Genomic DNA, 25,169 nt, shown 5'->3' with positions numbered 1-25,169 from the left:
CTTCATTCACAACTGGGTTTAAAGCATGGTGGTTTCGTAGTACTTACGAATATGCGCAGACAACTGATAACCGTCATCCTTGCCTTGAACAGTGCTACCGATTTCCTGAATCACTGCCTTACCAATAGATGTTTGCGAAGCAACAGCAACGGCACCGACTGTGGCACCCGCTCCGATGAAAAACTTTCTACGAGAAGGTTGGTTTTCTTCGTTTACTGTAGTTGCAGATTTAGTGCTCATCGCATGCTCCTGTTTAGTGCAAATTTGATATAGGTCAAAGTGTAATTGGTAATTGTATTTTTTGCATATTTGGAATTTTTATTTTCCTAGGGGTTTTCATCTTGTGCAGCGCAACATTAAATCATGTCAAAACTCTGCCCTTCAATGGCTAGAAATTCTCTAGTCAGGGCGGCTACTGGATGGTAGAGATGCATATCTGGAATGTCTTCTATTGCATCGCACAATTCGTCATACCAAGGACGGATGTGGTCATTGAAAAAAACCCTTTGATTTGTCAGGTTTGAGATTTCAACATCGTCCCCTGCTATGAGGTAACGCATCACTTCACAAAGCGCTGATAAATGATCCTCAGTCTCCGTAACCTCCTCGGCCGACTCCAAACCAAAAGTGTCTAAAGCACGACGAATATCAACCAGCGGTTTTTCATTTAAATGGCCCGCCATATAAAAGGAGCCATTCAGAATGACATTGGGGCGACCTACGCTAATGAAGTTGCGGTCAAACTCCTCATGCCATGCTTTGGCAGGGTTGTTCTTAGCAACTTCGACCACGCTATTCCATACCTTGGCCAGGGGTGCATCATCCGGCTGACTCTCCTGCCCATCCGGAATGGACGCTGCTATTTGATCCAATAAAGCCTGATCTGGCGGTTGATGAAAAAACCTAGCAATCAAGCCGTATAGATCGGCTCTAGCTAAATCTTCTGGCAGCCCCACATCACCGACCTCAGTTGAGGTGCTCTCTTTTATCTGCTCGCTCATATTTCTTTTTTCACCATATCGACAACGCGACAATCGCCACACATCTTGAGTCTATCCAAAGCTGCTCCAGCAAAAGCACCATGGGCACCCAGCTTTACCAGCATCAAATCCACCATCTTTGCCGTTCCAAAGACCTTGCCACAACTGATGCAATGGAAAGGCTTGGTTTCGTTGAGCTCCACCTTTTGCTTGCGCTCTTCAACCGTCTGCAAACGGGGTGCTAATGCCAGGGCTTGCTCTGGGCAAGTCTGAACACAAATACCGCACTGAACGCATTGCTTCTCAATAAAGGAAAGCTTCGGCTCATCCAAGTTATCGAGTAAGGCACCTTCAGGGCAGCTACCCACACAAGACATGCACAGTGTGCAGGCATCTTTGTTGATATTGAGACCACCTAAGAATGAGGACTTTGGCAATGCAGCGCCACCTGCTGGAAGCGGAGCTTTAGCTTGCTTTTGGAGGTGCTCTAAAACCATCTCAATGGTTTCGCGTTTTTGATTGCCTAGACCAAAACTGGCGGGCGAACAAATTGCTTGCAGAGCGCCACGCTGACGCAGCTTAGCCATTGCTGCAGATACGGGCTGCAGATCATCAGTGGAAGTAAGTTGAATTAGTGAAAGTCTGGCATCAAATCCATACGCCACCAAAATTGCATTACCCAAATCAACCTGTGTTTCTAGTGCGGCGCGATAAGCAGGATCTTCATCCCCAGTGAGCAACAAAATGACTTCACCAAAACCATAGGCGATTGCACCAAGCCATAAATCCAGTCCGGTGGAAGCAATGTGCTCGATTCCATAAGGCAGTACGAAAGATGGCAATCCCTCAAACTGCTTTGGTCTTAAATGGGCCAAGCGCCCAAGAGAATCTACAGCTTGAGTTCCAGCCTTAAGAGTATGCAAGAGCAAAGCAGGTGCTTGCACCTGTTTGATCTTGGCGCTCTCGGCAGTAAATACATTCGCGAGCGTTTTAATCTCTTTACCCTGATGACTGACGCTTGGATAGTTGTAGCGCATCGCACCCGATGGACAAACTGTTGAGCAAGCTCCACAGCCCATACATAAATTAGGATTAACTTCTACAGTGCCCAGTCCATTCTTAAACAATGAGGAGATGGCGCCTGTAGAACAAACATCGATACAAGCACTGCACCCTACTTTGCCATTACGGCCATGCGCGCAAATCTTTTCGGCATAGGAAAAGTATTTAGGCTTTTCAAATTCACCAACTAAACCCAACAATTGATTTGCTACCAAAGCTTGCTCAAGCGGATCTTTCCCGGGGGCAAAGTAGCCCTGAGGAGTTTGGCTCATACGCATCTTCGGATCAGTGCGCAGATCCATAATCAAATCAAACTCAGCATTGCGCTGACGCTCTACTCGATCAAAATTAATCGCACCAATACCGGCGCAGGCAGTTACACAAGCGCGGTGGGATTTACATTTGTCTAAGTCAATCTGAAATGAATCATCAATTGCACCTTCTGGGCAAACCTCAACACAGGCACCGCAGCGAGTACACATCTCTGGATCGATCGGGTTTTGCAAATTCCAATCGACAGAAAATTTACCCAGATAACCATCTAACTTAACGACTTCGCCTGTATAGATCGGGAAGTTTCTTGCAATCGGCAACGCGCCCGGTTCTGTACATAAAACAGATACGTCGAGAGAGTCGCTGAGCTTTTCAGCCCAAGGTAAAGCTTGGTCTCCAGGGCCAACAATCAGTAAGCGACCTTGGCTTTCATAATTTACGACCGGTACAGGCTCTGCCTCCGGCATATCGGCCAAGGCAAGCAATGCAGCGATCTTCGGTGTGGAGGTTTTAGCCTCTTGAGTCCAACCAGCTACTTCACGAATATTGACGAAGCGTAATGGTGCTACCAAAGGCTTTTCTGATTGCTCAGCCAACTCACCAAATAAAGCGCGCTCTTGAGTGCAGGCAATCACGATAGAGTCGCTGCCATCGAATGCCTTAATGACTGAGCCAATTTCCTGCCTACATAAGGAAGTGTGCATGGTGACGCCAAGGGCCTTTGAATCCAAAGGCATGGTTCCATTGCAATTACAGACTAATTTTTGACTCATTGATTTCTTCTTAACTGGTTTTCTTATCCACGGGCACGGGGTCTTTATCTCCCGATTCCTGAATGGCTGCTGGTGTGGATGTTAAATCAGTCTTTGGACTTAGGGGTAAAGCCTGCTCTCCCGGTTCAGATTCTTTATTCGCAACAGTTTGGGTGCCCGGGGTCTCATCGTCACTATCCTTGCGGAAAATGTTGAGCATGTCCGATTGCACCATGCGCTTGAGCATTTCCAGTGGAATGGGATCCGGCTTGGAGTAATCATCAATATAGATATCCAGACCATCCATTACATTGAAATGCGGATCAGAGAACATCTTTTTCATGGCGGCTTGCTGAACTGCAGGATCCACATCTGGTTTCATAAAAGCGGAGAAGTCAGGAGCAAATCGATCGATCTTCTCTACATCTTCTAATGTTGCCGAAGGCGTAAGCTCTTTAGCATCTGCAGACTCCTGTTTTAATTCAGGAAGCTCAGTCTTGGTCTGCTCGACTACTTTTTTCTCAGGCTCTAGGTTCTCCCCAGACTTAAGACGCGACCAACGATTTAGAAATCCGCCAGCCATTAATCTTCCGTCCCACGATTAGCACCCTTGAATGATTCGGGGCGATGACGCTTCTTAGGTTCAGGACGGTAATTGTCATTCACAAACTCTTGAAGCCAAGAAGCATGTTCTGCAGACAAGGGAACGCTATCAACTGATTCGCCACCATCCAACAAGCGGGCTGCTTCGTTATAGCTTACGCAAATGCGATGTGGAACTGCAATTGTTGCTTCAGATTTAGCCAACTCAATAGATTGAGTATCCACGTAGCGCTCAACATCCTCTTCCAGGCGCCACATCACAAACCAACAAGGCTGAACAGCAGAGAGGTTAAGGTAGTAGCCCTCAGCCTCATCCGGGAAAAGATTGAGCTCATAGCCAGTAAATAACCAAGACTCACCTTGATCATCGCGCCCTAAAAACTGCCCAATAATTTTGTTCTCTGCGCTAACTGCGTTAGTAAATTGCCCGAAGTCTGGCATTACCTCTTGAGGCGCCCAACGAAAGGAAACCCAGGGGTTATCAACGGACTGCTTACGCATGAGCACTGCAAAACGCATACGGCCTCAGGTGTTTTGAACCACGATGTTAGGAAATTTACTGCTCATATCTTTTGAAAGCGCTGCAACTTTGATAGCCACTCGTCTGGCAATCGTTTTATAAATTGCACTGATTGCGCCATCAGGGTCGGCTACTACTGTTGGACGACCTGCATCAGCTTGCTCACGAATAGATAAATTCAGAGGTAAATCACCCAAGAAATCAACGTCGTATTCTTTACACATCTTTTGGCCGCCACCGGTACCGAATACATGTTCCTCATGACCGCAACTTGGGCAGACATAGGTGCTCATATTTTCGATGATACCCACAATCGGCACGCCAACTTTCTCAAACATTTTTAAGCCCTTACGCGCATCCAGCAAAGCAATATCTTGCGGGGTAGTCACAATGACTGCGCCAGTAACGGGTACCTTTTGCGCTAGCGTTAACTGAATATCACCCGTACCAGGAGGCATATCCACAATCAGGTAATCGAGATCGCGCCAACGGGTTTGACGCAGTAATTGCTCTAAAGCAGACGTCACCATCGGGCCACGCCACACCATTGGCGCATCGTCATCGATCAAGAAGCCAATTGAACTTGCTTGAAGGCCGTGACCTTCCATTGGTTCCATTGTGTTTTCTTCAATGGATTCCGGTCTGCCGGTGATACCCAACATCATTGGCTGACTCGGACCGTAGATATCTGCGTCCAACATACCCACTTGAGCACCTTCAGCTGCTAAAGCTAAAGCCAGGTTAACTGCAGTAGTAGACTTTCCGACCCCGCCCTTACCACTGGCAACAGCAATAATATTTTTTACATTCGGCAATAACTTGACGCCGCGCTGCACAGCATGTGCAACGATTTGACTGCTGACATTGACACTGACATTTTTAACATCGGGCAATTCACGAAGTACCGCAATGACGGATTTACGAATAGCATCAAACTGACTTTTCGCTGGATAACCCAAAACGATATCTAAACTAATATCGCCACCGTCTACCTTCAGATTTTTGACGCACTTTGCCGACACAAAATCGATTTGTGTATTTGGGTCAATTAAACCCTTTAATGCTGCTTGCACAGCCTCTACAGTAAGCGCCACCGACATCTCCTAAGAAGAACAATCCCACAAGGGGATCCCAATAAAGTCTATTGGGAGGTATTACAAATAATGGAATAGTAGGTAGATTAACCGCACATGCAAAAAATTGCTTAAAACGAGATTGGGAAATCCCGTTGAACCGACTTAAAAAATGAGGAGGCTAAGGTAGTAAACCGCCATAGACATCAAGGCAGTAGCAGGAATAGTAAAGATCCAGGCCCAAACGATATTGCCAGCAACCCCCCAACGAACTGCGCTAGCGCGTTGAGTTGAGCCAACACCAACAATAGCCCCAGTGATTGTGTGGGTAGTAGATACTGGAACCCCAAGAGCCGTTGCCATGAATAAGGTGATTGCCCCGCCTGTCTCTGCACAGAAACCACCGACAGGTTTCAGCTTAGTTAGCTTCTGACCCATCGTCTTAACAATTCTCCAGCCACCAAACATCGTACCCATCGCAATAGCGATGTAACAAGAAATAATCGTCCAAGTAGGAGGCATACTCGCGCCCGCTTCAGCGTAACCAGTAATGATCAGCAAGAGCCAGATAATGCCGATGGTCTTCTGGGCATCGTTACCACCATGCCCCAAGCTATATGCGCTTGCGGAAACTAGCTGTAAGCGTCTAAACCAACGATCTGTTTTTGAAAGGTTGGCGTTGCGACAAACCCAAGCCACCAACAACATCATTAAGGAGCCGAGTAAGAATCCCACCATTGGTGAAATGAAGATAAACGACACGGTCTTGATAATTCCTGACCACACCAAACCATCAACGCCAGCCTTAGGCAAGGCAGCCCCAACAAGGCCACCAATCAGCGCATGGGAAGAGCTTGAAGGAATGCCGTAATACCAAGTAATCACATTCCAGATGATGGCTCCCACCAAGGCCCCAAAGATCACATGCAAATCCACTGCGGCAGGATGAACAATCCCCTTACCTACCGTAGCGGCAACGCTGAGATGGAAAATGAAGATTGCTAGGAAATTAAAGAAGGCAGCGAATACAACTGCCTGCTGAGGCTTGAGCACCCCAGTAGATACAACGGTAGCAATCGAGTTGGCAGCATCATGAAATCCATTCATGAAATCGAATGCCAACGCTAGCGCTACTAAAAGCGCTACCACCCAAAATGCGACTTCTATTGAGGCCAACTTATTTAACCTTAAGAATTTTCAAGAACGATGCCTTCAACCAAATTGGCAACGTCTTCACATTTATCGGTAACTTCTTCGAGCAACTCATAAATACGCTGCAGCTTAATCAGTTCGCGCACTTCGATATCTTCGCGGAATAATTTAGTAATCGCAGTTGAGAGCAAGCGGTCTGCGCCAGACTCCAAGTGATCAATCTCATCACAGGTCTTTAAAGCCGCTTTAGCAACTTCTGGATCAGAGATGTCTTTAAGCATGCCTACAGCGTTTTTCATACCAATACAGCATTGGTTGCAGAGCTCAGCCATATGGAGCATCTCATCGGTCATCTGCTTAACGTTATAGAGATGCATTGCTTCGGTGCCGTTCTGAATCAAATCAGCAACGTCATCCATGGTGTTGATTAGGTCAAAAATCTGATCGCGATCAATCGGGGTAATGAAGGTCTTGTGAAGGCGACGGTGCACTTCTTTCACCACATCATCGCAAGCATGTTCTGCGCTATCCACTTCTTGCGTATATTTCGCACGCAATGCTTCATCGTTGTAATGCTCAATGAATTTGAGGAAAGATTCAGATGCTGAGACGATATGCGCAGCATGTTCGTTGAACAATTCAAAGAAATTGCCATCGTGAGGCATTAACTTACTGAAGAACATAATTCACGATCCTTTAGAAACGAAAGCTGCGAGATTTAATAAGCTAAGCACATTCTAAACAATGCCTTAATTTGATACGGGAAATCCAGCTTCTGTTATAAGCCCGGCGGCTAATTCAGGGGAAAGAGTTGTTTCAAGCGTCACCAGCTGGGTCGCCAAGTCCGCCTGAACCTGAGCCTGGGGATCTTGGGCTTGTACCGCTCGCGTCACGGCGTTAATACAGCCACCACAAGTCATTCCCGATACCTTTAGCGTAAACATAGTCACCCCTTAAAAACTGTCAAAATACGGTTGTTGATGGCCTTTTTTCACCTTACGGTAGATTATCTTCTAGATGACCCCCACAGAATCCAGTAATTCAGAGTTTTTTAGCCTCGATATTGGCGGAATGACCTGCGCCTCATGCGTCAGTCGGGTTGAAAAAGCTTTGGATAAGATTCCGGGGGTTGAGGCAGCCACCGTCAATTTGGCTACAGAACAGGCGAGAGTTCGGGTGAAACGTGGTTCTTCTAGCCTAGCTGAGATCATCTCGCTGGTTAAAAAGACGGGATACGAGGCCAAAGAGAGTTCGGCTCGAGGCAATTTGGATCAGAAAAATGCCAAGTCATTTTGGGCTGCAGACGGCTTGGGTCGCGTCATCGTCAGCTTCTTGCTGTCCGCCCCCCTCTTCTTACCGATGTTCTTAATGCCTTTTGGCATTCATTGGTCTTTATCGGGCTGGTGGCAGCTGGCTTTGGCTACTCCAGTGCAATTTATCTTGGGATGGCGCTTTTATAGGGCGGGCTTCAAATCCTTGATGGCTGGTGCCGGCAATATGGATCTGCTGGTGGCAATCGGCACTAGTGCTGCCTACGGACTCAGTCTATATATATTGCTCACTTCAAGTCACGCACATGAACTCTACTTTGAGGGATCAGCCGTCATTATTTGCATGGTCTTATTGGGCAAATGGCTGGAGGCACGCGCCAAGCAACATACCAGTGAAGCTATTCGCGCCCTACAAAAGCTCTGGCCAGAACATGCAAAAGTTTTAAGTGCTGATGTTGATCTCCAAACGAATGTAGGTATCGGCACGGATCAATATCGCGACTTACCTTTGGATCAAGTGCTTCCAGGCGATCGGGTTTTGGTACTCCCCGGCGAACGCATTCCGGTTGATGGTGTCATTCTGTTTGGCGCTAGCCATGTAGATGAATCTCTTCTTACTGGCGAGAGTGAGCCCGTTAAGAAAGTATTGGACTCAAAAGTGATTGGAGGCGCTTTAAATGGTGAAGGCGTCCTAATAGTGATGGCACAAGCCGTTGGCATAGAAAGCGTACTGTCACAAATCATTAACTTGGTAGAAGAAGCGCAAACTCAAAAGGCGCCGATACAAAAGTTGGTTGATCGAGTGAGCGCCATCTTTGTTCCTACCGTGATTATTCTTGCGCTCATCACTGGTATTGGTAACTGGCTTTACCTGGACTCCATATCCATCGCCATCTTGCGCGCTGTATCCGTTCTAGTGATTGCCTGCCCCTGCGCACTTGGCCTAGCCACTCCAGCCGCAATCATGGCGGGCACTGGCATAGCCGCTCGCTTTGGCATTCTGATTAAAGATCCGCAGGTGTTGGAATTGGCGCACCGACTCGATGTCGTTGCCTTTGATAAGACTGGGACATTAACTATTGGTAAGCCACGCATGCTTGCCCTGCTTCCCTTTGACCAATCATTTGCCGACGCGGATCAAATACTTGCCGCTGCCGCAGGCTTGCAATTGGGAAGTGAACATCCTCTAGCCAAAGCCTTGCTTGATTCTGCAAAAGCAAAAGGTGTCTCACCCATTGCCACCTCATCGAACAAAGGATTGCCCGGCATTGGCATTGAAGGCGTTCCAAGTAGCGGCCCTTTTGCGTCCCAAACACTTCGCTTACAAAGCGTAGCTTCTCTCGAGGGAAGCTCTCAGCACGATATTGTTTTGCAAAAAGCACAGGCTTGTTTTGAGCAAGGCCAAACTGTTTCCGTTTTAATGAATGTAAGTGGTCAAGGTAGCGAAGCGTCATCACCAATTGCTGTGATTGCCTTTGGGGATGAGCTTAAGCCAAATGCTCAATCAGCAGTCGATGCACTTCATGCATTACATATTCGGACAGTGATGCTATCTGGAGACAATTTAGCTGCAGCCACCCGAGTAGGAAAAACAATCGGCATTGATGAAGTCTTTGCTCAAATCATGCCTGGTAACAAAGCAGAAATTATTAAAAAGTTGCAGATCGACCCTGATGGTAGAAAACATTTCGTAGCGATGGTTGGTGATGGTGTCAACGATGCTCCTGCTCTAGCAATGGCAGATGTTGGTATGGCAATGTCTACCGGCACTGATGTAGCCATGCAAGCCGCTGGTATTACCTTAATGCGAGGCGATCCCACTTTAGTTGCAGATGCAATTGATATCTCCAAAAAGACTTGGAGCAAGATTCGTCAAAATTTATTTTGGGCGTTTGCATTTAATACGATTGGTATTCCGATGGCAGCCCTGGGTTACTTATCACCCATGCTGGCTGGCAGTGCCATGGCGCTATCTAGCTTCTGCGTCTTGAGTAACGCCCTGCTTCTCAAGCGTTGGCACCCTAAGCACACTTAAGTTATTTGGGGTTCTTGCGCACCAACTCAATGTCGCCGTAGAGTGCGCGGGTTTCTGATTTAGTGTTGTCGGTATCGGTCAATAGTGCAATGCCAATAACATTGCCTGGCGCCTCCCCATAGGCCAACTTGTAGTCCGCAGCTAAATCACGCTCATGCTTGTGCCACTCACCCAAGCTATCCCAGCCTGAGTCAACCACAATCATCTTTACGCGAGAGGTGTGCGCATTATTTAAAACTGTATTGACTGAATTTTTTCCTGACCAGATATACATCACCGTGGCATATGGCATCTCTTGACCACTAATTAAACTGGCCATCTCAAAGGTGAGCTTTTCTTTTAAAGAAAGTTTGGATTTATTGCCATCAAAGGCCACCAAGATACGAAGCGGTGCATCATCACTCTGGCTGTCTGCATTATCAGCTTGCGGCATTGCACCTACCGCTTTCCATTCCCACTGAAGCCATAGATTTTGCGCGGAGCGGGGGCGAAGCTTTACTGCAAGACCGGATGCTGATGTCTTGGAATTGGCGGCTAGTACAGTACGACCTTGGTATTTCTCAAGACGGTAAATCGTGTTCTTCTTGTAAGGAGCTATTCGATAGAAGTGCCAACCATCTGGCATGCCATCTCGCGGCTTCTCCGCAGAGAATTTTGGCAAGTCCTCTTGTGCGGGCAACTGGTCAGCATTGAATGCTTGACCCGCCTCATTCTCGATTGAGTTCCCAGTAAAGCCAGCACAGCCTGCCAATAAGGCGGCTACAGCAGTCAATAGCAACAGGGATCGAAAGCGGTTTTTTATAAACATCAGTTGAATTGTCCCAAAGAATGAGGTGCTAAGTCTAAAATCGGGTGATGCGCCATCAATCACCCTCTAGCTGGGCCGCTATCAGCATCTGCATTGCTGCAGTGGTGCATTTTGCACTTGGCTTCTCAATTGAGTTCTCTGTCGATGAGGCCCATTACGCTTTATATGCCAAACATCTTGCTTGGAGTTACTTTGATCACCCACCACTAGTGGGTTGGATACAGTGGCCACTGGTTACCCTGACCTCATCCGAGGGGATCATTCGTCTTATTCCGGAATTGCTATGGGCTCTTTCTGCTTTCTTGGTATACCAAGTCACGCTAGAAATTCATCGCCTCATTCAGGGGCGCAATGCGGGGTACTTAACTACCACCCTTCCCTCAGCTAACCTATGTGGGCTCATGGCCGTTTTAGCAATCATTGCAGCGCCGCTACCCCATGTTTTAGCAATTGGTCTTTTGCCTGACACCCTTCTTGCACCTTTAAGCCTTGGCTTGATGTTGATGGCTTTGCGTTGGACCCGAAAAGATCACTTCTCCATTGCGGACTGGGTTATCACCGGCTTGCTACTAGGCTTGGCAGGCCTAAGCAAATACACCGCTGCATTTACTGCGTTTGCCTTACTCTTTGTTTTCTTAGTCTCACCCAAAAAAGCCTGGATCACAAAAGCTGGTTTCTGGATTGCTGCAGTCATCGCCTTAATCTTGATTAGCCCAGTCTTATATTGGAACTGGGTCAATGATTGGATCTCATTCAAATATCAAATTGCTCATGGCAGTGGTGGTACTTGGGCATGGCGCAGAGTTGCCGCTTTTGTGGGTATTCAGATTGCGTGCTTTGGCCCCCTATTACTTTTAGGTAGCTATACATTTCTTAAGAATTGTCTCCACTCTCAGAAGTTCGTTCTCATTGCCTTACTCAGCTTCTTTGTGATCCCCTTCATCATTTTTGCCGCACTATCTGGAGGCGGCAGCCTGCCCCACTGGACTACACCAGCTTGGTTTTGTCTGGCGCCATTTGCCGGCATTGGCCTGGCCAAGGCCTGGGCTATGCAGCAACGCATGGCAATTCGAATTTTGTTTTTTGGGCAGTTACTGATTTGCTTGCTAGGTTTTGGCTATGTTTTGGCGGGAGGGGTTAGTACTGCCGCCATCAAATCCAATCCAATTGCCGATCTATATGGCTGGAAGCTTGCTGGTCAGAAAGCATCTAAATTGGCAGTGGCTACCAAAGCAAACGGAATTGCGGTACAAAACTGGACTTTGGGTAGTCGTGCCGCTTGGTATGCGCAACCACTTCCAGTCTTTGTACTCGATCAACGGCAGGACCAATTTGATCTCTGGTTTGGGCAATTACCAGCTGGGGCAAGCGTATTGCTAATCAACTGGTCAGGAATGACGTTTAAGCCCCCAATTGGAGGCAATCAGGCCTTTGAGGCATGTGAACCCTTGGACAGCCTAGAAATCATCCGCTTTGGGCAGGTTTTGTCCAAATTTGACTATAGCCTTTGCCGTAACTGGCAGGATGCTGGGATAGCGCGTTAATTCCCCAAATTCAAGACCTTAGACTCTCGAGGCATTATCCTTACGCCTATGAGTTCACAACCCCAAGCCACCCCAAAAGTCACATCTGGGTGGAAAGCAATTCTCAAGCGGGCTTGGCCCACGATTCGCATTTTGCTATCAGTAGCCCTCCTTTGGAAAGCTACAAGCGGAATTGATTGGCACGCACTCCTAGATTCTGATATTCAGATGCAGCCTTGGTGGTTTTTAGCTGCTGGCTTGATGATGCTCTCAGCATTTATTTGTGGTGGCCTGCGCTGGGGATTCTTAATGCGCAAAGTCGGGTTTCAGGGAAGCCTCATCAATTTTGTTGCACTCTACTTTGCTGGCGGACTGATCAATCAAGGGTTACCGAGTACGCTCGGTGGTGATAGCTATCGCGCAATTACTGCGACCCATTTAAATAGCAGCGGCAAATTAACTGAAGCAAAAGAGCTTGATGCAGAACTTCATCATTCTGTTGACTTGGAGCATGCCACCCCCAAACTACGATTGAGTTTTTCAATGGTTCTAGTCGACCGACTGCTTGGCTTGGCTGGAAACAATTTACTCGGTGGGCTGGGACTCATTTTGGGTGGCGCTACTTTAGCCGCCTGGGGAACAGACCTGGGTTATGCCGTCACTGGCATCATGATTTTGGCAGGTTTATTGCTTGCCGCTATTTTGGCTTGGGGGCCTAGTTGCAATCTCTTGCAAAAGTTATTGGATCACCTACAAATGAATCATGCACTGCCAGGAATTAAGCTGGCTTTTTCTTGGCCTATGAATATTGCTCAAGCTGCATTTGCAATTGGTATTCATTCCCTCACTATTTTGACCCTGCTCTTCTGCCTAAAGGCCTATGGAGTAGATGCACCGATTGAAGCCCTCATGATTGGCTTGCCTGCATTAAGCCTCTTGTTGATGCTACCAATCAGCATCTCTGGCTGGGGCTTACGCGAGGCTACGCTCTCTTCTGTACTAGCATTGTGGGGCGTAAGTCCTTCCATGACAGTATTAGCTTCCATTAGCTATGGTGCCATTACCGTCTTATCGGTATTGCCTGGTGCTTACTTCTTATTAAAACGGAAATAATTCTTTTAGAGTCCACTATGAGTATTAGCGTCAACACCATGCGTGCCATCGACCACTGGGTTGGTGTGCCACTCTGCGCAGTAGCAAGCCCAATAGTTGCGTTGATTGATGGCATCAAAAATGTCTTTAGCCGCGGTCCAGATGCGCCGCGCAAATTACTCTTTATTGAGTTATCAGAAATGGGTAGCGCAATCTTAGTTGACCCAGCCATGCGAAATGCACAGGCTCGTGGCGCTGAATTATTTTTCCTGATCTTTAAAAGCAATCGTGCCAGCCTTACCCTATTAAATACGGTCAAGCCTGAAAACATTTTCACAATTGACTCTTCAAGCTTGGGTGGGCTAATTAAAGACACGCTCAAATTTTTACTGGTAGCCCGCAAGCATCGCATCGATACCGTCATTGACCTGGAATTATTCTCCCGTTTCACTGCCTTACTGACTGGCCTCTGTGGTGCGCGTCGTCGTGTTGGTTATCACATCTTTCATGGTGAAGGCTTGTGGCGCGGCTTCATGCTGACTCGTAAAGTGCATTACAACCCGCATATTCACATTACTAAGAATTTTCTTTCTCTCATTCATGCGGCATTTACCAAAGAGATTGAAGTGCCATTCAGCAAAATTCATATTGCAGATTCAGAAGTTCGCTTAGAGCAAGCTGTGATTGATCCCACAGCACTAAACAAAGTGCGCGAACGTATTGAAAAGCTCGCCGCAGATGCTGGCATTGAATTTAAGCAAGGTCAGCAACGCCTCATTTTGGTAAATCCGAATGCAAGTGATTTGTTGCCGCAAAGACGTTGGGCACAGCAGCGTTTCTCTGAGCTTATTCAGGGTTTAAACCAACGCTACCCAAATGACCTCATTCTGATTACTGGCTCCCCAGCTGAATTTGAGTATGTTGAAAAAGTACGCGCTGTTGCAGGCGTTAAAAATGCCCTGAACTTTGCTGGTCAAGTAAGCTTTGCAGAACTACCACCTCTTTACACGCTATCTGATGTGATGGTGACTAATGATTCCGGGCCAGGCCACTTCTCTGCTGTAACTCCATTACGTACCGTTGTCCTTTTCGGACCAGAGACTCCAGCCCTCTATGGCTCTGTTGGTAAGTCGATTTCGATTACGGCTAACTTGGCGTGCTCTCCGTGTGTCAGCGCGGCCAATCATCGCAAGACACCGTGCCATGACAATGTCTGCATGCAAGCAATCACCGTCCCTCAGGTGCTAGACAAGATGGTGCATCAATTGAATGAAGCTGATCAAGAGCGAGCACGTTAATTCGCATGACTGAGCAGCGCAAATCAGCTTTAGCAGTTGCCTCTCTTTGGGTTTGGTGCATCCCCCTGCTACCGCTGGGTCTAGCAATCGCCATTTACTTTGGTGAACTACAAACTCCGACGTTTTTATTCATCAATCGCTACACCCAGATTCTGCCCGACACCTTATGGACTTGGCTCACCTTCGTGGGCAATGGCTGGGGAATCTTTGCCCTGTGTTTTCCGCTTTTATTGCTAGCACCTCGATTGCTCAGTGCCGGACTATTAGCATCCCTGATTGGGGGCACTATCAGTCAAATTATTAAACCTTTTTTAGCCTTTCCTCGCCCAGCAGGAGTATTGGCTTTGGAAGATTTTTATCGCATTGGCGAGCCCATATTGCAAAGAGCAATGCCATCGGGGCACACACTCACGGCTTTTGCAGTGGTTTCTGGAATCTACTTTGCTAGCGATAGAGAAAAAAGAAGTTCTTTGTGGTGGCTATTCATCATTGCAAGCTTTGCCGGCATCTCTCGCAATGCCCTTGGGGCTCACTGGCTTACAGATGTTTTAGCTGGTTGCGCCATTGGAATTTGGTCGGGCATGCTTGGGGCAATATTAGCTGGATTAATTCCAGATACACAGCTGGCACCTAATAAGATCGGGCCTCGCTTCCTTGCTCTCGGTGGCCTTGTGACTATCTATGTACTTCTTACCCAAACCCTAGACTCAGCTCTCAATCAATCTTTGCAATATGCTTGCGCAGCATTAATTAGCATCACCTTGGCTTTATTTATTAAAGCGCAAAAACCCAGAGGCATATAGATGTTTAGTTATCGACATGCTTTTCATGCTGGCAGTCACGCCGATATTCTGAAGCATCTGGTGATGATTCATTTAGTTGAGTATCTTCAAGAGAAACCTGGCGCCCTCACGATTATTGATACTCATGCTGGCGCTGGTATTTACAGCCTCATAGATGGCTTTGCTGCGGTTAGCAAAGAAGCAGATCAAGGTATTTATCGCTTGGCTAAATCTGCAGCGACTAATTCTGTTAGTCCGGGCATTGCCAATTATCTAGAGCTCATTCAGACTGAGAATGCCGCAGATGAATTGACCATCTATCCAGGGTCTCCATTTATTTTGGCGCGATTACTGAGATCCCAAGACCGTTTGAAGCTTTTTGAGCTTCACCCTAAAGAGATTGATATCTTGCGCCACAATATTAGCGAGCTCAAGCAATCAAAGCAAATCGATATCTATGCAGAGGATAGCTTTGCAAGATTAAAGGGATTACTGCCACCACCCAGCAGGCGTGGGCTTGTTTTAATTGATCCCTCTTATGAAGATAAGCAAGACTATCGCTATCTTGAAACTACGATGGAGGAGGCGCTACAGCGATTCGCTACTGGGTGTTACGCAATTTGGTACCCCTGCCTCTCTAGAAGAGAGTCAGCATTCCTACCCGATCACATGAAGAAGATTGCGACGGCATATAAACGGTCTTGGTTGCAAGTGGAGTTGCGGGTCGAGAATGCCCCTAAGGAACGCCGACTTCAGGCTAGCGGCATGTTCATCATCAATCCACCCTGGACTTTAGAAAAACAATTGGCCGAAAGCTTGCCCATTCTTGTCAAAGCGCTTGGCCAAGACAGTGGTGCTGGGTTTGTATTAAAGAATTTTGAGGTTTAATCCAAGACTTGGATCATGACTTCATTGCGACGCATGAAGGGCAATGTCCAAGGTGGGTTGTAGCGCGCAAACTGAGGCTCACCAACCGGCTTTAGATTCTTGATCTTGATCCAATCGCGCAGAGCTTGCGTTTTTTCCTGAACCTTCTCTTCGTTATAAAAACCAGAAAAAGTAATTACCGCCCTTTTCTCGGCAGGTACCTCTCTAATTTTGATCTGCGGATTTAATGGCTTTGGCAAGCTAGCCAAGGTGTACTCTGCAGGCATCACAAACGATACCGTCCATTGATTGCCCGCACCCTCAGAAGACTTACTACTCTCGATCCCTACGGGTGCAGTCATGGCAATCTTGGTACTCTTATTTTGATCGCTAGGTTCAATCCCAACAGGTGCAGTCATGGCTATCTTTTCGGATACCTGATTTTTTCCAAAGATATATGCTGCAATCAAACGAAAGCCTTGATTCGAGGCGGCATCTAAATCACCATCCACCTTAACTTCTGCAACTATGAGTGGGGCGTAAGCGCGTAATTCAAATGGCTCGGATTTCTCCAAGAGGACATATTTCGGCTCTTCAGTTGCCATTACAGTACTCGCAATCAATATGCTGGTGAGGAATGCTAAAACTCGCAAGGAGATTTCCTTAATATGAATAACTACCAATGAGACTGAATACTAAATCCCGATGCATCATATTGAATGTGCGCTTGCGCACCTACCGGCATTGTGAGCTTCTCAGCTTGATGACCAAACGGCAATCCAGTTAACACGAGAATATTTTTAGGAAGGTGTTTGCTGATGGCCTTAATAGCACTTTCCAAGGAGTAACCGCGATCATTGTCGTAAAGACGATAGGCCGAGAACCCCCCCAAGAGAATAGCGCTTTGATTTTCTAATATTCCAGCGTCCAGCAATTGCATGAGCATGCGCTCGATTCGATAGGGATGCTCATTGACATCCTCTAGAAACAGAATTCCGCCATGGGTTTGTGCTTGCGTTGGCAAGTAAGGCGTACCAACTAGGCCCGCCAGTACAGTGAGGTTTCCGCCCCAGAGCATTCCTGATACCTTACCTGGAGCAGACTTACTTAAGAAGGGCTGGGCTGCCTGAATAGTGCAATCTAATTTGCGCTCATTGATAGCATTTTGAAAATGCGTCCACATGAATGCATTGGGAGAAACTCCCTCGCCCTGCTCTCCCTGGCAAGCAAAGTCAAAGTTGAGCATGGGGCCAGCTAAGGTTACTGCCCCAGTCTTTGCCAATAAGCCTAACTGGAAGACTGTGAAATCACTATGCCCACAAATCTGCAGACCACTCTCAACAGCTTTAGCAATTGCGCTCCACTGAATATCGGGTAGCAAGCGATGTAATCCGTAACCCCCACGCATCGCTACGACTGTCTTATCAGGAGATAGGTTAGAAAGTTGATTGATTTCAGCTAAACGCTCTGTATCCGAGCCAGCAAAACGTTGCTCAACCCGGTTTACGCATTCTGTATTCAGAACTTCAATGCCCTGCTTCTGAAGCCACTCGATTCCAGCTAATGGGCTACTTGCATCTAAGCTCGCCCCTGAAGGAGCAATCAAATGAATTTTCTTCAACGCCGCTCCTTAAAAAAATCACGCAGTACCTGACCGCACTCTTCGCCCATGATGCCACCTTCAACCTGAGTCTGGTGATTAATCTGTTTTTCTGAGAATACATCGAGCACACTACCAGCAGCGCCTGTTTTAGGGTCGGCTGCACCGAATACTACGCGCTCCACTCTGGCGTGCAGCATTGCTCCAGCACACATAGTGCAAGGCTCTAATGTGACATAAAGAGTGGTTCCTGGCAGGCGGTAATTGGATTCATTGTGAGCTGCGGCACGCAATGCCATCATCTCGGCATGCGCACTTGGATCGCTATTGGTAATTGGCTGATTAAAACCAGTTGAAATAACTTGACCATCTCGAACTAATACGGCCCCAACTGGGACTTCACCAGCAGCAGCAGCGAGCTTAGCTTGATCCAAAGCTTGCTGCATAAATTGGCGATCAAGCTCTGCTTGCATATTGCTTCTTAGGAATGTGAAACGTCAGCCCAACAATTGGGTGTTTCATAAAGACGAATAGATGCAAGCTTAAGTCGGCCATCAAAAGCTTTTTCAAAAACAGGCTGAAGCACTCTAAAGGCTGCGCTAGCCAAGTTCTCAACAGTAGGCACATGCTCCATCACTACGGTCTTGTGATTCGGAATGGAATTTAAATACTCCACTAATCCAGCATCTTCTTTAGCGACCAAAAACGCATGATCCCAAGGCTCCACTACATATTGATTTGCGAGACGCTTGATATCTCCAAAATCCAAGACCATGCCATCGTCTGCCTTACCAGGATGATCTGCAATCACACCAGTCAGAGTGACCTCAATCGCATAACGATGGCCATGCAAGTGACGGCACTGTCCATCATGGTTCGGAATACGATGGCCTGAGTCAAACTCAAGGCGTCGTGTAATTGAAATGGCTTCTTGCTTGGTGGTCATGATTGCTCTTCTGAATACTTAAATATAGCTACAACTACTATCGAATACCGATCATTTTATGGGCCTGAACACTCAAACGCCATAAAGGCCGCTTTTGACATAGGCGAACAGCGAATACGAGGTTTTCTTGTAGGTCTGGGCCATCCATGGCCTGCAAGAAGCGATTGCGGTAATCCATCTTCTCAAATCTAGCCAATAGGGTTTCTAAAGATCCATGGCCTAGCTGCGGAATCACTAACTTAATCTCATCTGCTTGCAGCACAATCAGATCGGAACCAGCCTTAGGGCTGACACATACCCAGTCAACACCCTTAGGAACTTTAATCGTCCCGTTAGTCTCGATAGCAACAGCGAAGCCTTTGGCATGCAAAGCGTCAATTAAAGCAGTGTCGAGCTGTAGCAATGGTTCGCCACCAGTGAACACAACGTAACGCTGCTGAGGCCCAGCGGAAGTGCTATTCCAGACTTCTTCTATGGTGTCAGCTAATAGAGAAGCAGTTTCAAACTTGCCGCCACCAGCACCATCACTACCAACAAAGTCGGTATCGCAAAATTGGCATACTGCAGTAGCGCGATCTTCTTCGCGGCCACTCCACAGATTGCAACCAGCAAAGCGACAAAACACTGCCGCACGACCTGCATGGGCGCCCTCACCTTGGAGGGTTGGAAAGAGTTCTTTTACTGTATACATAGCTAAGTGCTGATTTTAAGCTCTTTACTTACTTCCAGGACACAAGCTCCCATTCCAAAAAATCTTCCCAGAGAGGGCTGCCCCACGACATGCCGCTCCACAAATACTGCCCAGAGCTTCTTCTAATCACCCAGCGGCCGATTTCTGGGGAAAACCAAACATCTTCTTGGCGGTAATTAACTACTCGAGAAAAGTCATTGCTCGTAAAGTAAGGTGCTTCATTTCGATATTTCAATACTGGAAATTGGCCAGCAGGCACACTTACACCCTCCCACTGGAGCGCGGATACATTTAAGCCCCAGTAATAACTACTGTCGGGGTAGCCGACAACTTGATAACGCGTCTGGTAGAAACCAGACCAGCCTGGAACCAGCTGCTCGGGCCATGCAGGGAGTACCTGTTGAAATTTTTGAGGAGGATTCCAATGTGGGTCCTGGAGGATATAACCCCAAGGGCCTTGGATTTCATCGGGAAGTGGTCCTGCTTTTATTCCACTACGCTCAATCCGAATCTGGGGCGTAATAGAAACCACCCTCTCCGTAACAACATCCACTATCTCTTGATTGAAGACGTTACGTACGTTATAGACCCACTGCTGACCTACTTGTGGCGCCCTCACCTTAGGAGGATTAATGGGTTGCGGTAGTGGTGTTGAGGCTGGGTAAGGCTGTGAAGAGATACAGGCTACCAATACTGCTGGTGACAACAGTAAAAGAAATCTGCGTATGGGACTCATTTGTAGGAGCTGAGCTGCCATTGATAACTACCCTCCATAAGGACTGCTCCATAGCTACCCTGCAATTGATAAGATCCGGAGGCCTCGCGCGCAACCCAGCGGCCAATCTGTGGCGCAAACCAAACTGTTTCTTTACGGATGCAATCAACCTTACTTGGATCTTCGTTCTCATAATTAATGAGGTTCTGAAAACGTAGCGCCACGAATTCCCCAGCAGGGACAGTAATTTTTTCCCAACCCTGCACACTCATGTACTCCTGCCAATTAAGTTTCGAGTCTGAATAGCCAGCAATACTGTATTTAGTGTTGAATTGTTTTGCCCAAGTAGTTGAGAGTTGCTCTGGCCAAAGCGGTAAAGATGGACTGAAGTTCAGCAAACGTGACCATTGGGTGTCTGTAGAAACCATTCCCCATGAAGTCTGGATTTCACTGGGCAAGCGAGCACCATCAGCAGTCATGCGTTCAATCACAATGGTTGAGCCAATATTGGAAACACGTTCAGTAATTACATCTAAGGTTTTTCCATCAAAGATGTCTTTCTTGATATAGGTCCACTCTTGCCCCACTTGCGGCGGACGAACCACGGGCAGTGGTTTTGGTTGGGCCACAGGAATGCCATGCTCATACGAAAGACTGCCACAGGCTACTGGAGCTAAAGCGGCTGATGTAATGAAGGTGCGGCGAGATAGATTCATATTGCTACCCATAGAGAATTTATTAAGCAAGTGAGATTGCTTAAGTTTATACATGCCTTAAAGCTTTGGCTATTTTATTGCGACCTACCGAGGCCTTTGGGGTGCCAGGCATATCGAACCATTTATGCGCATCCTCTTCAAAGCCAACACCATGCATAAAGTTGTAAATCGCCTTCTTAAGACCAACGCCAAGCTGATCATGATCTACTCCCGTAGGATCGATAAAGGCAACATCATTCTTAGCAAAGCTAATAGGAGGTAATGGCACGAGCTCAATCCCATAGGCTGCCGGATCAAGACCCACCGGAGAATGCACTGTGCAAGTGAAACGATGAAAAAAGCCACTCTGAATGCAACCATTTTCAAAAAGCTGGCGAACGTATTCAAGGGAGTCGACGGTTTCTTGAACAGTTTGTGTTGGAAAACCATACATCAAATAAGCGTGTACCAGGATTCCAGCATCTGAGAACCCTTTGGTCACTTGAGCGACCTGCTCAACTGAAACACCTTTTTTCATGAGATCAAGAAGTCTGTCAGATGCGACCTCTAATCCACCTGACATGGCAATGCACCCACTTTGCGCTAATAGTTCGCACAGATCTGGGGTAAATGTTTTTTCAAAACGAATATTGCCCCACCAAGAAATGACTACCTTGCGACGAATTAATTCCTCAGCAAGTGCTTTCAAGATTTTGGGTGGTGCTGCCTCATCTACAAAATGAAATCCAGTCTGACCAGTTTCCGCAACAATTGCCTCGATACGATCCACTAGCAGGCTAGCGGAGGCCGTTTCATAACGGGAAATGTAATCTAGACTGACATCACAAAAGCTACATTTTTTCCAATAGCAACCATGAGCAACGGTAAGCTTATTCCAGCGCCCATCACTCCATAGGCGATGCATGGGATTGAGCATGTCAAGAAGAGATAAATAGGAATTCAGTGGCAGACCATCCCAGGTGGCAGTTCCCACTTCCTCAAACGGCACATCAGGCTCCTGCCAGTTCAAGTAGCGCACATCATTACTCGCATTGCGAATAAATGTACGCACCAATCTCTCTGCAGAGCGCTTGCCGTTCAAATGCTCTAGAAGTGCAAGTAAGGGTCGCTCACCGGAATCTAGAGTGATGTAATCCACGAAATCAAAAATGCGTGGATCGGTGAGCTCACGTAACTCAGTATTCACGTAGCCCCCACCAAGACCAATCTTGATATTAGGGTAATGCTGCTTGATAGTTTGAGCAATTCGTAATGCAGCGTACATTGCTCCAGGGAATGGTACCGAGAGCAAGACTAGGCTTGGCTGATGCTTTGCAATGGAAGACTTTGTAAGCCCTTGTAAATGCAAATCCATTAGCGTTGGACTTGCTGCCAAGGCATTCGCCAAAGGTGTAAAGGTAGGCTGACTACCTGCCAAGGATTCCGCATATCGAACAAACTCAAAACGTTCATCTACCGCATCACGCAGGACATCGGATAGATCATTGAGATAAAGGGTGGCTAGATGACGCGCTCGATCCTGAGATCCGAGTGCACCGAATGCCCACGCCAATGAGTCAGCACCCTCTTCTTCATCATAAGCATCTAAAGATGCGAATCTTGGACCCTCAGGCAACAAAGTGCGGCTGTTGATGCGATGAGCAAGAGTACTATCGCGTCCTTGTAAAAATGCAATCGCCAAGGCGATGGTGCCTTGATAATCTGAAAAGTAATCTAAAAAGAAGTTGACGCTAGCACTGCGATTTTCTTCAGGGACCTTCAACGCCTGATCTTTGATCTCCAGTAAACCTTGCGGAGTAAAGAAACCCAGGACCAAGGCCAGCGCCAAATCCTCTTGAACTGCATCAAAGCCACGTGAACGCAGAAAGCCGGTGAGATAGGCTGTTGATGGATATGGCGTATTAAGCTGCGTCATCGGTGGAATGAGACTCAGAATCTTCATACCACTTGCACCCTTTTATCACTGAGGGATTCCAGTAATTCCAATTCCTCAGAAGTAAAGCCAGCTTGTTCGCGGGCATCCAAATTAAACGGCCCTCTCAAGGTGGGCGCACGGTACTTCTCGGCCAGCTCTCGATAAGTCGTAATTGGCGATAAGCCGTCATTAGCACACAAGAAATTAAACCAGCGATTACCAACAAGGACATGGCCAATCTCATCATGGAGAATGATTTCCAGAATCTCTACGGCGCGATCATCTTTGATTTGCTTAAACCGATCCCGAATCTCCGGAACCGCATCAAGACCTCTTGCCTCCATTGTTCTTGGGACTAAAGCCATTCGTGCAATTACTGAATCACTCGTTCGCTCAACCATTTCCCACAAACTATTGTGGGCTGGGAAATCACCATAACTAAATCCAAAGGACTGCAAATGGGCATTGATCAAACTGAAATGGTATGACTCCTCTTTAGCAACCCTGAGCCAGTCCTCGTAATACGACTTAGGCATATTCGGAAATCGCCAGATCGCATCGAGCGCTAAATTCATGGCATTAAATTCGATATGAGCTAAGGAGTGCCAAAGAATGGCTCTACCTTCAACCGTATCCATTTTTCTTTTGGGAACAAACTTCGGCGCCACCAAGTCTGGCTTAGCGGGTCGACCAGGGAGGAAATTATTTTGACTGTTGGGGTTGCCAGCCAGATTTACAACAATGCGTCCAGCTTGGTACTCATCAAACAAGTTGGCCAGCTGGCTAACCTTGGATTGCACATCGGTATTTGCCAGTATTGCGAGGGAAGTTTCTCGTAACTCAAGCATGGTTATGGGTAAAGGCGAACTTAAGTCGCCTATTCCCACTCGATAGTTGCCGGAGGTTTTCCGCTAATGTCGTAGACAACGCGATTAATGCCACGCACCTCATTGATGATGCGATTGGATACCTTGCCCAGTAAATCATGCGGCAAGTGGGCCCAGTGTGCAGTCATAAAGTCTTGTGTTTGAACTGCTCTAAGAGCAACAACGTACTCATAGGTTCTTCCGTCACCCATAACGCCCACAGATTTAACTGGCAAGAACACTGCAAAGGCTTGACTAGTGAGGTCATACCAAGATTTTTGACTTGCTTCATCAATCGTATTGCGCAACTCTTCAATGAAAATCGCATCGGCACGTTGCAAAAGACTTGCAAACTCAGCCTTCACTTCACCCAAGATACGAACGCCGAGGCCTGGGCCTGGGAATGGATGGCGATACACCATCTCGCGTGGCAAACCTAAGGCCACGCCGAGTTCGCGCACTTCATCTTTAAACAATTCACGCAATGGCTCAAGCAGCTTGAGATGCATGTCTTCAGGCAAGCCGCCCACATTGTGGTGACTCTTAATCGTATGTGCGCCCTTTTTACCTTTACCGGCAGACTCAATGACGTCTGGATAAATAGTACCTTGAGCAAGCCACTTGGCATTTTGAATCTTGCCAGACTCAGTTTGGAAAATCTCAACGAATTCTTTGCCAATAATTTTGCGCTTGGCTTCTGGGTCGGCAACACCAGCAAGCTCAGACATAAATTTCTCTTTGGCATCCACGCGAATGACTTTGACACCGAGGTTGCGGGCAAACATTTCCATGACCATGTCACCTTCGTTTAAACGAAGCAAACCATGATCAACAAATACGCAGGTGAGTTGCTCACCAATCGCACGATGGATTAATGCCGCGGCTACGCTAGAGTCAACACCGCCGGATAAACCAAGAATGACCTCTTCATCACCAACTTGCTTGCGAATATGTTCAACTGCTTCGCTAATGTAATCGCCCATCACCCAGTCTGGCTTGCACTTGCAGATCTCATGGACAAAGCGAGCCAAGATGGCCTCACCTTGTAAGGTGTGCGTTACTTCAGGATGAAATTGGAATCCATAGAAACGACGGTCTTCGTCAGCCATGCCGGCAATCGGACAAGACTCTGTTGAAGCCATTAACTTAAATGCTGGTGGCAAAGTAGTAACTGAATCACCATGACTCATCCACACTTTCAGAATGCCGTGGCCTTCACTAGTGGAAAAATCCTGAATACCTTTAAGCAAATTAGTATGGCCATGGGCACGCACTTCTGAGTAACCAAACTCACGGGCTTTACCCAAAGATTCGGCTGAAGCAACGGCCCCACCAAGTTGGGTCGCCATAGTTTGCATACCGTAGCAAATACCTAAAACAGGAACACCTAATTCAAAAACGATTTGTGGTGCGCGAGGACTTCCCTCCTCAGTAACAGAACTAGGTCCGCCAGAAAGAATAATTCCCTTACCACCCTGCTCTTGAATGAATTTGCGAATGAACTCTGAATCGCAATCGTATGGATGGATTTCAGAGTAGACGCGGGCATCACGCACGCGTCTAGCAATTAATTGGGTGACTTGTGAACCAAAGTCGAGAATCAGTATTTTGTCGTGCACGAAAGGAACA

General features: G+C 47.2%; 26 protein-coding genes. 6 read left to right on the top strand and 20 right to left on the bottom strand.

Going from position 1 to position 25,169, the window contains the following annotated elements:
• Positions 1-18: 18 nt before the first annotated feature.
• The 9 genes from ICN25_RS07220 to ICN25_RS07180 all read right to left on the bottom strand — a co-directional run bounded on the left by ICN25_RS07220 (position 19) and on the right by ICN25_RS07180 (position 7,359).
• Positions 19-240 carry a formate dehydrogenase gene (locus ICN25_RS07220; protein WP_216180705.1) on the bottom strand — a complete coding sequence of 74 codons (222 nt, stop codon included), beginning with the start codon at positions 238-240 and terminating at the stop codon, positions 19-21.
• Positions 241-356: 116 nt separating this feature from the next.
• Positions 357-1,001 (bottom strand): molecular chaperone, encoded by a 645-nt coding sequence (locus ICN25_RS07215; protein ID WP_216180703.1) that lies wholly within the window; start codon positions 999-1,001, stop codon positions 357-359.
• Positions 998-3,088, bottom strand: coding sequence for a 4Fe-4S binding protein (locus ICN25_RS07210; RefSeq protein ID WP_216180700.1), 2,091 nt, complete (start codon positions 3,086-3,088; stop codon positions 998-1,000). The genes ICN25_RS07215 and ICN25_RS07210 overlap by 4 nt, the downstream gene beginning before the upstream one ends.
• A gap of 10 nt (positions 3,089-3,098) precedes the next feature.
• The gene (locus ICN25_RS07205; protein ID WP_216180697.1) at positions 3,099-3,650 is read right to left on the bottom strand and encodes a DUF3306 domain-containing protein; all 552 of its coding nucleotides are present in this window, start codon (positions 3,648-3,650) and stop codon (positions 3,099-3,101) included.
• Positions 3,650-4,189, bottom strand: coding sequence for a DUF3305 domain-containing protein (locus tag ICN25_RS07200; protein ID WP_216180694.1), 540 nt, complete (start codon positions 4,187-4,189; stop codon positions 3,650-3,652). The genes ICN25_RS07205 and ICN25_RS07200 overlap by 1 nt, the downstream gene beginning before the upstream one ends.
• 6 nt (positions 4,190-4,195) lie before the next feature.
• Entirely contained in the window at positions 4,196-5,290 is a 1,095-nt protein-coding gene (gene apbC / locus ICN25_RS07195) for an iron-sulfur cluster carrier protein ApbC (RefSeq protein WP_216862888.1), read from the bottom strand.
• Between the two features lie 138 nt (positions 5,291-5,428).
• The gene (locus ICN25_RS07190) at positions 5,429-6,439 is read right to left on the bottom strand and encodes an inorganic phosphate transporter (protein ID WP_215333447.1); all 1,011 of its coding nucleotides are present in this window, start codon (positions 6,437-6,439) and stop codon (positions 5,429-5,431) included.
• 11 nt (positions 6,440-6,450) lie between these two features.
• The gene (locus ICN25_RS07185) at positions 6,451-7,098 is read right to left on the bottom strand and encodes a DUF47 domain-containing protein (protein ID WP_216180691.1); all 648 of its coding nucleotides are present in this window, start codon (positions 7,096-7,098) and stop codon (positions 6,451-6,453) included.
• A 66-nt stretch (positions 7,099-7,164) separates the two neighbouring features.
• Positions 7,165-7,359, bottom strand: coding sequence for a heavy-metal-associated domain-containing protein (locus ICN25_RS07180; protein WP_215333449.1), 195 nt, complete (start codon positions 7,357-7,359; stop codon positions 7,165-7,167).
• Between the two features lie 73 nt (positions 7,360-7,432).
• Here ICN25_RS07180 and ICN25_RS07175 point away from each other — a divergent pair, with 73 nt between their 5' ends.
• Entirely contained in the window at positions 7,433-9,721 is a 2,289-nt protein-coding gene (locus ICN25_RS07175; protein ID WP_216180688.1) for a cation-translocating P-type ATPase, read from the top strand.
• 1 nt (position 9,722) lies between these two features.
• Here ICN25_RS07175 and ICN25_RS07170 read toward each other — a convergent pair whose 3' ends face one another.
• Positions 9,723-10,529, bottom strand: a complete 807-nt coding sequence (locus ICN25_RS07170) for a DUF3047 domain-containing protein (protein WP_216180686.1) — start codon at positions 10,527-10,529, stop codon at positions 9,723-9,725.
• Positions 10,530-10,576: 47 nt separating this feature from the next.
• Here ICN25_RS07170 and ICN25_RS07165 point away from each other — a divergent pair, with 47 nt between their 5' ends.
• The 5 genes from ICN25_RS07165 to ICN25_RS07145 are packed head-to-tail and all read left to right on the top strand — an operon-like array spanning position 10,577 to position 16,112.
• Positions 10,577-12,073, top strand: a complete 1,497-nt coding sequence (locus ICN25_RS07165; protein ID WP_216180683.1) for a glycosyltransferase family 39 protein — start codon at positions 10,577-10,579, stop codon at positions 12,071-12,073.
• 48 nt (positions 12,074-12,121) lie between these two features.
• The gene (locus ICN25_RS07160; protein WP_216180679.1) at positions 12,122-13,165 is read left to right on the top strand and encodes a lysylphosphatidylglycerol synthase transmembrane domain-containing protein; all 1,044 of its coding nucleotides are present in this window, start codon (positions 12,122-12,124) and stop codon (positions 13,163-13,165) included.
• Positions 13,166-13,182: 17 nt separating this feature from the next.
• Entirely contained in the window at positions 13,183-14,442 is a 1,260-nt protein-coding gene (locus ICN25_RS07155; protein ID WP_216180676.1) for a glycosyltransferase family 9 protein, read from the top strand.
• A 5-nt stretch (positions 14,443-14,447) separates the two neighbouring features.
• Complete coding sequence (locus tag ICN25_RS07150) at positions 14,448-15,245, top strand: phosphatase PAP2 family protein (RefSeq protein ID WP_216180673.1); 798 nt, start codon at positions 14,448-14,450, stop codon at positions 15,243-15,245.
• Positions 15,246-16,112: a 23S rRNA (adenine(2030)-N(6))-methyltransferase RlmJ gene (locus ICN25_RS07145; RefSeq protein ID WP_216180670.1), complete on the top strand. Its 867-nt coding sequence runs from the start codon at positions 15,246-15,248 to the stop codon at positions 16,110-16,112.
• On the opposite strand, the gene ICN25_RS07140 is transcribed toward ICN25_RS07145, so the two are convergent.
• Genes ICN25_RS07140 through guaA form a run of 10 tightly spaced genes read right to left on the bottom strand, consistent with a single transcriptional unit; the run spans position 16,109 to position 25,159 of the window.
• Positions 16,109-16,744: a heme-binding protein gene (locus tag ICN25_RS07140; RefSeq protein ID WP_255536718.1), complete on the bottom strand. Its 636-nt coding sequence runs from the start codon at positions 16,742-16,744 to the stop codon at positions 16,109-16,111. The two genes, ICN25_RS07145 and ICN25_RS07140, sit on opposite strands and share 4 nt — an antisense overlap.
• 23 nt (positions 16,745-16,767) lie before the next feature.
• A complete protein-coding gene (locus tag ICN25_RS07135; protein ID WP_216180668.1) occupies positions 16,768-17,712 on the bottom strand; it encodes an LD-carboxypeptidase in 945 nt (314 codons plus the stop codon).
• A complete protein-coding gene (gene tadA, locus ICN25_RS07130) occupies positions 17,709-18,164 on the bottom strand; it encodes a tRNA adenosine(34) deaminase TadA (protein WP_216180666.1) in 456 nt (151 codons plus the stop codon). The genes ICN25_RS07135 and tadA overlap by 4 nt, the downstream gene beginning before the upstream one ends.
• An 8-nt stretch (positions 18,165-18,172) precedes the next feature.
• Positions 18,173-18,637 (bottom strand): 6-carboxytetrahydropterin synthase QueD, encoded by a 465-nt coding sequence (gene queD / locus ICN25_RS07125; RefSeq protein WP_216180663.1) that lies wholly within the window; start codon positions 18,635-18,637, stop codon positions 18,173-18,175.
• A gap of 37 nt (positions 18,638-18,674) precedes the next feature.
• A complete protein-coding gene (gene queE / locus ICN25_RS07120) occupies positions 18,675-19,328 on the bottom strand; it encodes a 7-carboxy-7-deazaguanine synthase (protein ID WP_216180660.1) in 654 nt (217 codons plus the stop codon).
• A gap of 28 nt (positions 19,329-19,356) precedes the next feature.
• A complete protein-coding gene (locus ICN25_RS07115; protein ID WP_216180658.1) occupies positions 19,357-20,085 on the bottom strand; it encodes a hypothetical protein in 729 nt (242 codons plus the stop codon).
• Complete coding sequence (locus tag ICN25_RS07110) at positions 20,061-20,759, bottom strand: hypothetical protein (protein ID WP_216180655.1); 699 nt, start codon at positions 20,757-20,759, stop codon at positions 20,061-20,063. Before ICN25_RS07110 ends, ICN25_RS07115 begins: the two co-directional genes overlap by 25 nt.
• A 46-nt stretch (positions 20,760-20,805) precedes the next feature.
• Positions 20,806-22,701: a radical SAM protein gene (locus ICN25_RS07105; protein ID WP_216180652.1), complete on the bottom strand. Its 1,896-nt coding sequence runs from the start codon at positions 22,699-22,701 to the stop codon at positions 20,806-20,808.
• Entirely contained in the window at positions 22,698-23,522 is an 825-nt protein-coding gene (locus tag ICN25_RS07100; RefSeq protein WP_216180649.1) for a ferritin-like domain-containing protein, read from the bottom strand. The genes ICN25_RS07105 and ICN25_RS07100 overlap by 4 nt, the downstream gene beginning before the upstream one ends.
• A gap of 29 nt (positions 23,523-23,551) precedes the next feature.
• A complete protein-coding gene (gene guaA / locus ICN25_RS07095) occupies positions 23,552-25,159 on the bottom strand; it encodes a glutamine-hydrolyzing GMP synthase (protein ID WP_216180646.1) in 1,608 nt (535 codons plus the stop codon).
• Positions 25,160-25,169 lie beyond the last annotated feature (10 nt).

The organism is Polynucleobacter sp. 80A-SIGWE, from assembly GCF_018882295.1.
Classification (GTDB): Bacteria; Pseudomonadota; Gammaproteobacteria; order Burkholderiales; family Burkholderiaceae; genus Polynucleobacter.
The sequence above is the reverse complement of the archived record's forward strand: the minus strand, read 5'-3'. Positions and strand labels throughout refer to the sequence as shown.